The organism is Pseudomonas cucumis (genome assembly GCF_030687935.1).
Lineage (GTDB): Bacteria > Pseudomonadota > Gammaproteobacteria > Pseudomonadales > Pseudomonadaceae > Aquipseudomonas > Aquipseudomonas cucumis.
In genome coordinates, this window is record NZ_CP117454.1 from 818,317 (window position 1) to 831,135 (window position 12,819).

Annotated in this window: 8 protein-coding genes and 1 other RNA gene; 1 reads left to right on the forward strand and 8 read right to left on the reverse strand. The window is 57.7% G+C overall.

All coding sequences use genetic code 11. From position 1 onward, the window contains the following. Positions 1–4: 4 nt before the first annotated feature. From PSH97_RS03495 to PSH97_RS03515, 5 genes are all read right to left on the reverse strand, one after another. A complete protein-coding gene (locus PSH97_RS03495) occupies positions 5–2,548 on the reverse strand; it encodes a bacteriophage N4 adsorption protein A (RefSeq protein WP_305448127.1) in 2,544 nt (847 codons plus the stop codon). After that, the gene (locus PSH97_RS03500; protein ID WP_305448128.1) at positions 2,545–4,659 is read right to left on the reverse strand and encodes a glycosyl transferase family protein; all 2,115 of its coding nucleotides are present in this window, start codon (positions 4,657–4,659) and stop codon (positions 2,545–2,547) included. Before PSH97_RS03500 ends, PSH97_RS03495 begins: the two co-directional genes overlap by 4 nt. 12 nt (positions 4,660–4,671) lie before the next feature. After that, on the reverse strand, positions 4,672–6,885 hold the full coding sequence (locus PSH97_RS03505) for a hypothetical protein (RefSeq protein WP_305448129.1): 2,214 nt from the start codon (positions 6,883–6,885) through the stop codon (positions 4,672–4,674). A 41-nt stretch (positions 6,886–6,926) separates the two neighbouring features. Then, a complete protein-coding gene (gene wecB, locus PSH97_RS03510; RefSeq protein ID WP_305448130.1) occupies positions 6,927–8,099 on the reverse strand; it encodes a non-hydrolyzing UDP-N-acetylglucosamine 2-epimerase in 1,173 nt (390 codons plus the stop codon). A gap of 817 nt (positions 8,100–8,916) precedes the next feature. Then, positions 8,917–10,053 (reverse strand): sensor histidine kinase, encoded by a 1,137-nt coding sequence (locus PSH97_RS03515; protein WP_305449744.1) that lies wholly within the window; start codon positions 10,051–10,053, stop codon positions 8,917–8,919. A 710-nt stretch (positions 10,054–10,763) separates the two neighbouring features. Between PSH97_RS03515 and PSH97_RS03520 the strand changes: the two genes are divergently transcribed. Then, positions 10,764–11,177: a response regulator gene (locus PSH97_RS03520; RefSeq protein ID WP_305448131.1), complete on the forward strand. Its 414-nt coding sequence runs from the start codon at positions 10,764–10,766 to the stop codon at positions 11,175–11,177. A 226-nt stretch (positions 11,178–11,403) separates the two neighbouring features. Here the strand turns inward: PSH97_RS03520 and ssrA are convergent. From ssrA to PSH97_RS03535, 3 genes are all read right to left on the reverse strand, one after another. Further along, positions 11,404–11,797, reverse strand: a transfer-messenger RNA (tmRNA) gene (gene ssrA, locus PSH97_RS03525). Positions 11,798–11,892: 95 nt separating this feature from the next. After that, the gene (locus tag PSH97_RS03530; protein WP_095055586.1) at positions 11,893–12,159 is read right to left on the reverse strand and encodes a hypothetical protein; all 267 of its coding nucleotides are present in this window, start codon (positions 12,157–12,159) and stop codon (positions 11,893–11,895) included. Between the two features lie 358 nt (positions 12,160–12,517). Next, a complete protein-coding gene (locus tag PSH97_RS03535) occupies positions 12,518–12,790 on the reverse strand; it encodes a hypothetical protein (RefSeq protein WP_305448132.1) in 273 nt (90 codons plus the stop codon). Positions 12,791–12,819 lie beyond the last annotated feature (29 nt).

Consider the following 12,819-nt stretch of genomic DNA (forward strand, 5'->3'; position numbering starts at 1 on the left):
GTCCTCAATAGGAATAAGTCAGGCGAGCGAACACGCCTTCAGCGCGGTCATCGCCCAGCACCTTCACGCGGTACTGCAGAGAAAAATCCACATACGAGCGGGGGGCGTTGTACACATCTTCGCGGAACCAGTACCGGACGTTGTTACCGATACCAACGCCGCCGGCCTTGCCTGATGATGAGTCCGTGCTGCCGTCGGTGTCCGTCTTGCTGTTCATCTTGGAGTCGTAGTCGAACGCGGCCACGACATGGGGGAAACTCACCCAGCGCGAGCCTGCACCGCCGATGGCGTAGCTGCGGCCCACCTGCCATTCGCTGTTGAAGTAGTCGCGCGAGTCGTTGACGTAATGACCGGCTTCAGCGAACAACTGCGAGGTCCACCAGCTGGAGGCATCCACCCGCAGATCGGTTCCGATGCTTGAGCCGTAGCCCAGACGCACCAGCCAGTCACCGTCGACGTCCGACGATCCCAAGGGGAATGTACGCTCGACGGCGGCCATCACGTTCAGCGATGTGAAGGGTTTGACCCGTACACCCACCGCGCCTTGCAGCGCATCGAAACCGGTATCCGAATCGCTGTTCTTGCTCCACAGCGTGTCGGTGACGCGTCCGTAGAGTTCGACAAAACGTGCGTTGCGATAGCCCAAGGGACGCCAGGAAAGCTCGGTGCTGTTTTGCAGGCTGTCATTGCTGTTGCTGCCGCTACTCGGCGCTGAGCTCAGACCACTGCTCGAACTGTTGCCGCGATAACTGGTGGTGCTGATCAATCCCCAGGTGCGCGACACATCGGCCACCGCGCGACGGGTGTCGAACAACTGCTGCGGGGACATATCGAGTTCACCGGCATTTTTTGCGTCGATGACTCGCTTGAAGTAGGTGACGGCTTGCTCGTCGTCATTGACCCGCATGGCGTTGTACGCCGCGTCCTGCGTTGCTGTCGGTGTGAGCCGGGTGTCGGCATCGGCCTTGCGGAACGAAGTGTGAGCACCGTCATCGTCGCCGGCCTGGACCGACAAATAAGCGATCTGCAGGTCGCTCATCGATTCCAACTCGCCCATGGCCCGCGCTTGTTGCAGCCGTTCGCGCGCAGTTCGGCGCTGGCCGATGGCGGCATACAGACTGGCTTCTTCGTAAGCGGGAAGGCTGGCCAGCGCCAGAGCCTGGGTAAAATCCTTGCGCGCCCCGGCATCGTCCCCCGATTGTTGACGCAGACGGCCGCGCTGGGCGAGCAGACGAGCGTCATCGCCCGTGAGCTTGAGACCTTCGCTGGCTGCCGCGATGGCTTCGGGCACACGTTTCTGATCGCTCAGGGCGCTGACCAGCAGTCGGCGGTACGCCGGATTTTGCGGTGCTCGGCCAATGGCCTGGTTCGCCAGGACCGCCGCCGTCGCAGGGTCTTTGCGGGCCAGGGCCGCGTAGGCCTGGGCGGCCATGTCGGTTCCCCCGTCGCGCTGGTTGCCCGGCCAGATATCACAGACCAGACCGAAGGCCGTTTCCTGACAGTTCAAGGCCGGAGCAGGGAAGTGGGCAATAACGTTCGCGCCGTTGTTTTTCTGCCGCAACGCCATTCGGGCGGCGGTGCGGCGGCGGGTCACCTCTCCGCCTTCATCGTCGGCCAATGGCTGCAGATGATCGAGCGCTTGCTGAGGCTCGCCATGGGCCAGTGCGGCGTCCGCGGCAAAGAAATGGATGTCACGGGTTTCCGCTTCCAGCAGGCCATCGATGGCCAGGGCGTGCTTCAGGTCAGCCTGTGCCGCTTGGGTTTTGCCCTGACGATCAAGGGCGTAGCTGCGCAGAATCCACGGTGCGATTTCACCGTCGTCCTGAGCCAATGCGCCTGACGCTGCCTGTTCTGCAGCAGGGTAATCCTTGGCCGCGAGGAGGGCGCTGATCAGCAGTTGCTGATTGGCGCCGATTTCCGGAGCCCAGGCGACGGCTTTTCTGGCCTGGTCCACGGCCAGCGGCACATGGCCTTGCTCCAGGGCGCGATAACCCTCAACCGCCAACGGCGCCGCCAGTTGACGACGAATCGCTTCGCGACGCATCAGCAAGGTATCGTCGTCCGGGAACACGGCAAGCGCCTGGGTGGTGGCTTGATCCGCTTCCTGCAAGCGCTGTTGGCGCTGCAACGACTCGATCAGCAGCAATCGATAATCCATGCGTTTGGGCGCTTGGGCGATGGCATTGCGTGACGCCTGGGCTGCCGTGCCGAAGTCATCGCGATCGTAGGCCTTGAATGCCTGGGCCGCGGCGCCGAAGCCTGGGGCCTGACGCGATTGGGGGTAGCGTTTGGGATGATCACGCAGGTCCTTGTCGCGCTGGGCCAGCACAATCAGCGTGTTCAAACGGGTGATGTCGGCGCGCTGACGCAACGCTTCGCGGGCCTTGGCGATGGCCAGATCGTAGTCTTTGCGTTCGTAGGCGCTGTAGGCCTCGTTGGCAGTGACATAGGCCGGCCCGGTCAACGGCAGCGGCAGCGTCTCGGCGTGAGCAAGCCCGGGTAAGAGGCTTAGCCCCGTGGCCATGAGGGTCAGGAAGGGGCGGTTCATGCCGGAAGCTCCGCAGGGTAGTGGCTGTGCTGACGCGCCACGGCCTTTTCAATGGTGGAGCGGGGCAGCACGCCGCTGTCGACCAGATAGTCGCCGATGCGTCCGTGACGCTGCGGGCGGTACTGCAACATGGTGCGATTGAATACGTCGCGATCCAGCAGGCCCATTTCGATCAACAAGTCACCCAGCAGTGGCGCGCGGGCATCCGGCACGGACTGGCCTTCGCGCACGTTCAGTTGACGCAACTGCGCGACGATTTCGCTTTCCCGGGCAATCAGCTGCACCGGTTCGCTGCCCAGTACCTCGCTGACCTGTTGCAGGCCTTCGGCCGGCAACGGGCTGGCCACGGCAAGTTGTGCTCGGCCGTCGGCATTCAAGCCAACCGGCACCACGCGCCAGCGCAGAGCGAATTCATCGTCCAGGGTAAGGGTCGACGCCTGCGCCTTGTTGGCCACATCGAACACCCGCGGCAGATCGTTCTGGAAGGCGATGGCTTCCGCCAGTGTCTCGTCGTCCAGCCAGCCGTTGCTGAGCAAAATCCGCCCCAAGGGCATGTGCCGGGTTTTCTGTTCGTCGAGGGCGCTTTGCAGGTCGGTTTCGTTGATCGCCTGCCAGGACAGCAATACGCTGCCCAATTTGCGCGGTGCGAAGGCAACCAGGTCGGTGGACGGGAAGTCGTGCATGGTCTTGTCCCACACCAGTTTGCGGTTCATTACCTTGCCGACAATGAACATGCGCCAGGCGCGTGATGCGGCCATGAAGTTGACAAAGTTGCCCACCACCATGCGCGGGATGGACAGCAATCCATGCTGCCAGCCGTACAACACGGTGGTGAAATAGCAGCGGTGCGCGATACGCCAGGCCAGCGCGATACCGTTGGCCAGTAGCAGGTATTTGATGAAGTCGTTGGTTTCAAACGGCGTCGGGAAGCTCACATCCCACAGGCCACTCTGGCGCAGGATGACCAGGCCCAGCAGTTGCACCAGAATCACGTAGGCGATGATGCTGACGAACGCCGTCACCACGCCCTTGCGGTCACGGAACAGCAGATAACGGTTGGCCAGCGAGCCGCTCCAGCCCATTTGCTCCCAGCCTTGCAGCCCGATGCCCAGCGTCCAGCGGGCTTTCTGGCGGAATGCGGTACGGAAGGTATCGGGAAAGAATTCGCGCACGCACAACGGCATCTTCAGGGTCGATTCGTAAGGCTTGCGAAACCATGATTTGCGCAACACGCGAAACTGCACCGGGAAGCGCACGAAGATCGCGTTCATGCCGACCTTGGCCAGGCGTGCGCCGACGTCGTAGTCCTCGGTGAGGCTGTCCGTGTTGAACGGCTGGTTTTGGGTTTCCCCGGCCAGCACTCGCAGGGCACGGTGGGAGAAACAGGTGCCGACCCCGGCAGACGGCACCGTGTCGGTCATGCTTTCACGCACGACCAAATCCTTGCCATGCCATTCGGCGAATTCGTCCATGTAGGTGCCAGCCACCCATTCGTACCAGTTGCGCTCCAGGGAAACCACGGGCAACTGGATCATGTCCTTGCGCGGCAGCAAGTAGTTGAACAGGCGGAGTTCCAACGGGTGCAGTACGTCTTCGCTGTCGTGCAGCACGACGCCGGCGAAGGTCATGCCGTGGGTTTTCTCGTGCAGGAAAATCGCCTGGATCACCCAGTTCAGGCAGTCGGCCTTGCAGGTCGGCCCGGCATGCGGGACTTCCACGCGATGCAGCTGCTTGTAGCGCCGACGCATGCGTTCCACTTCATCGATGGTGCGCTGGTCATTGATGTAGGTGCCGACGAAGACGACATAGTTCTGGTAATCCAGGGTCGACACCATGTTCTCGATCATCGGTGCGATGACGTCATATTCCAGCCAGGCCGGGACCATGATCGCCAACGGCTGTTCATCCCGGGCCATCAGTTGCTCGGCGGTCAGCGGCCGGTATTTGCGACCCACGGTGAACTTGCGAAACAGGCGGCGAGACCAGTACCACAGGTCAATGAACAGATCGTCCAGGCTGGAGATCAGGATCAGCACCGCGATCACGATGGTCGAGATTTCCAGGAAGCTGTAGTAGTGGGCCAGCCAATAGGGCCAATAAAGCGACGTCATCGAAAGTTTCCGTTACTGGCGATTGCGACGGGCGTTACGGCCGGCCAGCAACAGGATGAGGACCAACAGGATGCCACCCGGAATCAGCCACAACAGCGACGGCTTGCGCCAGGCGTCCAGGCCCTTGGGTTCTTCGTTGTCGATCAATTGGCTGCCACTTGGGTCCTGGGTGTCGAAGGTGGTCAGTGCACCGTTGTCTCCGAGGATGGCCACGTCGCCGCGGGTCAGCAGAATCTGCCTGGCAAAACGTGGTGCGTCATTGCCCAAGGCGCGATAGACCAGACCGTGTTGGCCGCCGGCATCCACCACTTGCAACGAGGCCAGATGGTTGAGGGGATGCACGTCCAGTAACACCTGATCCTTGTGATTGATACGCAGGCGACCCTGCTCATCAACCTGCACCGACTCTTTGCTGTCCTTGATCGGCAGCTCGAAGGCGAGGAAGGCTTTGTCCGGTGTGACCGAGGCTTTCGGGTCGGCACTGACGTTCAGTTGCGCCCGCAGCGGCGAAACACCGGCGGCGTCAGCCACCGAAATCACCTGCGGCAAACTGCTCGCCGGGTGCTCGAGGTAGGCCTGTGGCACGAGGATTTGCGCGTCCATGGCAAAACGCGCGGCCATGCCGGAGAAATCATCCCCCAAGGCAGTTTTATCCAGCACGATATGGCTGGTCGGCAGCACCGAGACCGGGAACGCCTGTGGCGTTTCCAGGCAACGATCGCTGACCGGCTGACGCTGGAACGACACGCGCAAAACGTTCTTCGAACCCAGGGCGTAACGCGGGATACGTGCTTCGATGCGTTGCTGTTCACCGTTGGCCACGAGCTGCTGCGCGCCAATCAGGTAATCGTTGAGAAACAGCGAGGCCACTGGCGCGGTGTCCGAGGCACCGGGTGCGGCAGACACATCGACTACCGCCTTCACCGGCAGACGACCGTCGTAGGCCACGCTGCCCAGAGGGAACGAAGTGCTCCAGTCGGATTTGGCCAGCACGTCGATGGCGCCGGGGTTACCGCCCAGTCGCGACAAGGCCACACGGCCGTCGGCGCTCAATGGCATCTGTGCTTCGCTGATCGTCAATTGGCGGCTGCGTGCCAGTGTGTTCCAGGCGGTGCTGAACAGTGCCAGCGCCTTGCCGGTTGCTTGCGGCGCGATCATCAGCACCGGGCGTGTCCCCAGCAATGCCAGGCGCACGTTGTCAGTGCCGGTGGCGGCCAGGCCTGCATTGATATGCCGCTCACGCCATTGCATGAAGGCGTTGGCTGCCGTTGCATCGAGGCCTTGAATCTGACTCTGCAGCGCGTCCAGAGACTCATTGACGGCCTTGAGCAGTTGCGGATCGTTGATGGCCAGATCCGACTGGACGTTCGGCGTCTGGCCCAACATCAGCAATGCGCCGATTTGCGCCGGGTTCTCCAGAACGTGTGGGCCTTTGCCGTTGAGGCTGGCGAACGCTGGAATAGCGTGCAGTTCGACCGGGATGCGCAGGCCAGTGAGGTCAACGCTGTCCTGTACGGCAGGGAAAGGCTGGATGCGGCTGTGCTTACCAATCCGCTCCAGTGCCACGCCCAGGCGCCAGGCTGCATCATAGCTTTCGGCGGATAAGGTGCCCGGCGCGACCATGATGCCCGGTTTGCCAGGCAATGCCGTCCAGGCAGCACCGACGTCCTGTAACAGGCTGGCGTCGTAGCTGTAGTTGAGGCGGGTGTCCGGTTCGATACGCAATACGTTGCCGATGGCGCGTTCGTCCTCGCACAACACGCGGGACACGATCGACGACCAGGCAATGCCCAGGCGAACCGAGCCGCTTTCACGCGGTTTCTTGTCCACGCCCAGTGTGGCGCTGGCGTTGCCTTGGACTTCGCTGAGACTTTCGGCGCGCACCGGATAACCGTCCAGCGACAGCAGCAACGTGTTACGGCCGCCTTCGCCATTGAGGTAGCTGGCGTCGAAATTCAGTGTGGCATCTGTCAGTGGTACTCCCGCCGGCACTGGCAGATACAATTCGCGTCGGGCATCGGTGGAGCCAAGGATGATAGGGGTGTCGATCCCCAGATCGCTCAAGCGGATCTCACGCTCCTGCCGAGTGTCGGCGTTGAGCCGATTGATCGCTTGGGTGAGCGGGCTGTCCGCGGCCAAGGCAAAGGTCGGCATGAGCGCGAGCAGGCTCACGCCACAGGCAAGGGCGCTGAACGCACCCCTATGGATGGCAACGGAAGGCTTCATTCAGGTAGATCTCGAGCTGATTAGAGGAGCAGCGGTTTGATTTATAGAGAGGTGAAAGCGGAGTAATTATTCTCGGGCACGGGCACCGCCGACGGGTAGTGCAGGAACTTGGGCAATGGCTGCCGAGCCACGACGAAATCTTCGACCGGACGCCCCATCAGGGCATCGACGATGCGCGCACTGGCCTTGCCATCGCCGTAAGGATTGGCCGCCTGGGAGCATCGACGCCATAGCAATTCGTCATCGAACAACGCGTTGACGCCAGCGATGATCGAGTCCGGCGAGGTGCCGACCAGGCGCACAGTGCCCGCCGCGACAGCTTCGGGGCGCTCGGTAACGTCTCGCATGACCAGCACGGGTTTGCCCAGGGACGGCGCTTCTTCCTGCACGCCACCGGAGTCGGTGAGGATCACGTGCGCACGTTGCATCAGACGCACGAAGGCCAGGTAGTCCAGCGGCTTGATCAAGTGCACGTTGGGCAGATTGCCCAGGTGCTCGGTGACGGGGCCCATGACGTTGGGGTTCAAATGCACCGGATAGACGATCTGCATATCGGCACGCCGGGCCAGATGGCTCAGGGCCTTGCAGATATCCAGGAAGCCTTCGCCGAAGTTTTCCCGACGATGCCCGGTGACCAGCAACACCTTGCGGCTGGCTTGCAGGAACGAGAATTGCTCATCCAGGCTCGCACGCAGATCAGCGTCCTGCTCAATGCGCCGCGCGGTCATTTGCAAAGCGTCGATCACCGTATTGCCGGTCACGAAAGAGCGACCCTGCAGGCGTTCGTCGAGCAGGTTTTTTTGCGAATCGTGGGTCGGCGCAAACAGCATGTCTGCACCCAGATCGATGCAGCGGCGGTTCATTTCTTCCGGCCAGGGGCTGTAGATATCACCGGTACGCAGGCCGGCTTCCACATGGCCGACCGGGATGCGTCGATGGAATGCAGCCATCGAAGCCACCATGGCCGAGGTGGTGTCACCATGTACCAGCACCCGGTCCGGACAGGTCATTTCCAGCACGGGGTCAATCGCCCCGTAAAGCGCCGCGGTCAACGAGTTGAGCGTCTGGTGCGGCGTCATTACATCGAGGGTGTAATCGGCCTTGAGGTTGAACAGATCCAGCACCTGTTTAAGCATGCTTTGATGTTGGCCAGTGATGCAGATCTGCGAATGAATGCCAGGTTCCGCAGCGAGGGCTTTGACCAAGGGCGCCATCTTGATGGCTTCTGGACGGGTACCAAAGATTGAAAGGATTTTAATCCTTGAATGAGGGCGAATGATGATGCCTTCCTCGCGCAGTTTTAGTGCGCAGCACAACAGCTGGCCAAAGTTTTATTGAACTTAAGCAAACTAGCGGTTTTTGAGTTTGGTGAAGGCCGGGATAATCAGCGTGAGACTGAATATTCACTCCATGTGAGATGGCGCATTGCCTGGATACCCGGAGCCGGGCAGATTATTAGCATCGATGGAGAAGACTTTAAAGCGTTATGTGTACTTATTTATTTGTGCGGTCAATGTTTGAAACTTTTATATTTTTGGTCGGTCTTTCCTAGTTTATTTGTTTTGTGATGGAAGTTGATGAGTTGTCGTTATCGTTATTTGTTGTTGATTTATAAGCAATTTTTTATCTTCGGTCCATTCGTCAGTACAGATGAATTATTCTTAAATATTAACTGTCGCGCTTTTATTGGCAAATCTTGTTTGTCTGGGTGAGGGGTATGTTGTCACAAAACTGGCGCCTGTATGTTGTCAGCTTTGATTGAATGCGAAACTGTAGGACATCTTTCTGGGGATGTTTTATTTTGGAAGCTTATATGTTGATTGCAGTATTAGAGCTCACCCCCTTTCCTTCATCAGGTCAATGAAGCGTGCGCCCAGGACTCCCCGACGCGCGAAACAAGATCTCCCATGTCAGCCTCCTTTGCCATCATTGGATCCAGAACAACCATCGAGCGATCGATATACATACTCAGACAGCGCCGTCATGAGCGCTTTCGCTTCGAGGCGCAGATCTTGGATTGTCGTTGGAGTCTCAATCCTCCAATCCACTCCTGGGAACCTTCACAAGGAAAATTGTGCCGCGTTCTGCATCCGAGATCACGTCGATTGAGCCTGCGTGTGAGGCAACGATTTCAGAGGCAATGAAGAGGCCCAAGCCCAGTCCGTCACTCGGCCCGTGATCGATAACCGACCGCTTGGAAAAGCGCCCCATAGGATTAAAAATGAAGGGCAATACATCCTCTGGGATCGGTTCACCACTGTTGTGGACAGTGAAGACAACACTGTCTTCTGTTACCTCTAATGCCACCTTTATCGGGAACTGGAGATCACCATGTTGCACCGCATTGCTAATGATGTTGGAAAATACCTGTTCCATTCGAGGGCCATCAAACTCCCCGTGAGCCGGTGTATTCATTTCGAGCAAAACATTGGCGCCCGGATGAAAAGCTCGAATTTCTTCTACGATGCGTTCGCATAAGGGCGTTAGGTCTATGTTCTCCTTTTTGACAGGAATCCCTGGGCCCATTTGACAGCGCGTTAAATCCAGCAGGTCTCCAACAATCTGGCTCGCTCGCCTCACGCTGGTGTAAATCTGAGTAGCAATTCTGGTAGCGCGTGCCCCCATACCGTCCGCACGCCTCAGCATGTCGGCGCCAAGCAAAATGGCGCCAAGTGGGGTACGCAAGTCATGGCCAAGGATACCTAGAAAAACACTGCGCGATGCCTCGACGGCGCGTGAGTAGCTAGCGATAGATTCGGCGAGTGCTTGATCAATGGCTTCATGAAAGCGGGTCATATCGTCTACATCTAACGCCGTACCAGCCTTGATTTGCTTCAGCCATTGACTGAGAACACTCGTTCTCAGAGCGCGATACTCCGATACCATTTGATCTATGGTGAAACCTGCCATTAGCCGTGTCACCGCATGGGTTTCGGCGGGGGTTTCTTTCTCGTCCGGCGGCGCGTTGCCTTGGGCCTTGGCGTTTTGCTCTTGCACGGTCTGCGTTGTCCGCAGGTCAAGCACGATTGCTCGCAGCATTTGTTCGGCATGATCCCGGAGAGCCTCGCTATCCAGTGCCGTGCCAGGCGTCTCAATGGTTCTCGCAAAATCTTCCCAAGCCTGCAGAATCGGTTCGAGGTTCTTAAGGATAAAGTCTGACAGGCGCATGTCGGTAATCCTGGTGATGGGGCCGTAATCGAGGCAAGAACGGAAGCGAAGCTGAAACGCTAGGAGTGGAATACGGATTCGTAGCATTGCATGTTCGTCAAGATCGAACATTTTCTTCACCCAAAGCTTACGCTCAACTTTATCTGAAAAAGCTAATGTGAGTTGCTGACCTGACGCGCAGCACTCGAGTCGTCGACTACAACGTGCAAACAGCGGTCGATACCACGCAACAATTGATTGTTGCGCATGAGGTCGCCAATGTGGGCTCTGACTGCAATCAACTCAGATTGACAGTCTGCTAGCCTCGCAAGGCCATGGGCTTGGAAACCCTGTCAGTAATGGCGGGCAAGCCAGTTGGAAGCGTCTGCTCGATGGGAAGGTCAGGTCTGAGTTCCTATTTCGTCAGCATGAGTAACTGCGATTCTGAACGCGAAGCTAGTTGTGTCGACGCAGAAGTCTCTTTGCAAACCACAGATAAAAGTTGGGTGATGATTCTTTTTTCATCGTCCTGCTCTGAGAGCGCAGTTGTTTTTTTGCAAAGAAGAAGCAACACACTAGAACAAAAAACGGCACTGCTGGGAGTGTCTTCGTAATCTCCGGCGCATATTGATGGCCTATCGCCGAAAGAATGAATTTTTAGGCCCATGACCTTTCACAATTTTAGGTGATGGGGAGTTCCCACCAGTTCGCTCACGTAGTCAGGAGTTCACATGAGTCCAGTTTCAGCGGGGAGCGAAAGCACTCATTGCGCATTAATTCTTGTCGTAGAGGACGAGCCGGTAATTCTCGAATTCTTATGTGAGATATTGCAACAAGAAGGGTTCGCGACTGAAGCAAAGAATAGCGCAGACGAGGCGCTGGAATTTCTCGATCGCTATGCAGAGAAAGTGTGTCTTCTACTGACAGATATCACCATGCCGGGGAGCTTGAACGGTGCAGCCTTGGCCAACCTGTCAGGCAGCCGATGGCCGAGCATTCCTATATTGATAATGTCGGGTTTGGAAACGCCCGAAAGCTCCGGTGTGACGCACCCGGTCTCGTTCATACGTAAACCTTGGGCGATAGGACAAATGCTTGACTGTGTAAACAATGCTATGAAATTGCCATCCTGCGGAGTCGAATAGTCAACGCCACGCGACTTGGATGCAAAATGGACGACCCAGTATCATCGCGCAAAACCCACGACCTATAAACCTAAGGTCATGGTGAGGAGGGGAGTCACGGAGGCGTTATTGTCCGAAACGGCTGGAACTCAAAAACCTCTGCGGAGCCCGGCAGCGCTTAAACCCTTGAATTCACTGGATTTCAGGCACAAAAAAAGACGTCCGTGGACGTCTTTAGATGTTGAAGTGGTGGAGCCGGGGGGATTTGAACCCCCGTCCGCCAGTACTCCGCTGTCGGTACTACATGCGTAGCCGTGTCTATTAAGTTAACCCTCAGCGACCCGACGGGCAGGGTGCTTTGGGCGAGTTGTGTAAGTTTTAGCCGCTTCGTCCACAACGTACTGCACGGCGATTCTGTTCTATATGACAATCACTTTGGGTTTACAGACATCCCCTGATGATTGCTGGACCCGAAGGTACCAGGAGGGAAGGGCTAAGGCTGCTTACGCAGCGAGAGCGTATTCCCCGTAGGTTTCGTCATTGGCAACTATAGAAAGTTGCAACAGTGGATTTACGAGTTCTGTTACCAACTCGGCATGCACCTAAAGTTTCGCAACCGGCGTCGAATCCTAAACGGCCCCGAGCCTGGTGCTCTGTGAATCAAAGTGAGCAACAAGCACGTGCAGTGTACGCCAACACGGCTCAGAAGGCCAACCCGAAGGTTGTCCATCGCAGGTTATGGGTTGGCCTGGTTAGCGAGTGACAATCCCTGTGTGGCCTCGGTGACGCATTTTTTGTCGTCCCCAGAGGCTTGTGAAGCTTCGGCGCTGGATAGCAGCCTTTTGATCTCCATTGCGGTGTTTGTGGAGGTCGCCGGCAGTGAAGTCACTTTGTTTTTGAGCTCTTGCAGCTTGCTCGTACACAGGTTGTTGTCCGCAGCAAATACGGGAGAGGCCAACATTGCAGCAGAAATGAACAGACCAGCGAGTGCGGTGCTTTTCATGGATATCTCCTTGAACTGATGATCTCGGTGCGGCTCGGCCGAGGTCGGAAAATAAGCCACGATTGATGGGGCCTACTTAAAAGACTACGGCGCGGCGCAGTAATTCGGTTTTGGCAGAAAGGCTATGAAAAAACTGTTTGATAGAAGCAAAGGAGCACACTTGCCTCTTTTCACTGGTGGCCTCTTGCAAGGCCTCGCTCCTATGGACTTCGCGCCTCCCACGGATTTGGGCAGGGTGTCGAGTTTTTTCACCGCGACGCGGGCGATGCACGCATGACCAAACTCCAGATGCAACAAAACCCGCATTTGGCGGGTTTTGGTTTGCTTCTTACAACCCGAAGGTTGGCCTTGTGCTGAATTACTTCCCGCCTTTGTTCGCGTTCTTGAGTTGCTGGATAGTTTGTTCAGTCTCGGCTATGCAATCAGCAGTTCCTTCCTTGGTGCCTTTTGCCTGATCGGCTTTGGCTTTCGCGACGCTTTCCATTACCTGATCAGCCATCTCTGGAGGAGTCTGTGCCTTGGCATTTTCGATGGTTTTCAAGTTGACCGCACAGAGGTCTTCGGCGGCAAACGAGGGGGAGGCCAGCATTGAGGCAGTAACGAACAGACCTAGCAGTACAGAGCGTTTCATGGGTATCTCCTTGAACTGAGGGTCCAGGC

Excerpts from the sequence above, each read along its gene's own strand:
- PSH97_RS03530 (WP_095055586.1), bottom strand. The coding sequence starts at position 12,159 with ATGAAAAGCACCGCACTCGCTGGTCTGTTCATTTCTGCTGCAATGTTG.
- PSH97_RS03500 (WP_305448128.1), bottom strand. The coding sequence starts at position 4,659 with ATGACGTCGCTTTATTGGCCCTATTGGCTGGCCCACTACTACAGCTTC.
- PSH97_RS03495 (WP_305448127.1), bottom strand. The coding sequence starts at position 2,548 with ATGAACCGCCCCTTCCTGACCCTCATGGCCACGGGGCTAAGCCTCTTA.
- PSH97_RS03505 (WP_305448129.1), bottom strand. The coding sequence starts at position 6,885 with ATGAAGCCTTCCGTTGCCATCCATAGGGGTGCGTTCAGCGCCCTTGCC.
- PSH97_RS03520 (WP_305448131.1), top strand. The coding sequence starts at position 10,764 with ATGAGTCCAGTTTCAGCGGGGAGCGAAAGCACTCATTGCGCATTAATT.
- wecB (WP_305448130.1), bottom strand. The coding sequence starts at position 8,099 with ATGGCGCCCTTGGTCAAAGCCCTCGCTGCGGAACCTGGCATTCATTCG.
- PSH97_RS03535 (WP_305448132.1), bottom strand. The coding sequence starts at position 12,790 with ATGAAACGCTCTGTACTGCTAGGTCTGTTCGTTACTGCCTCAATGCTG.
- PSH97_RS03515 (WP_305449744.1), bottom strand. The coding sequence starts at position 10,053 with ATGCGCCTGTCAGACTTTATCCTTAAGAACCTCGAACCGATTCTGCAG.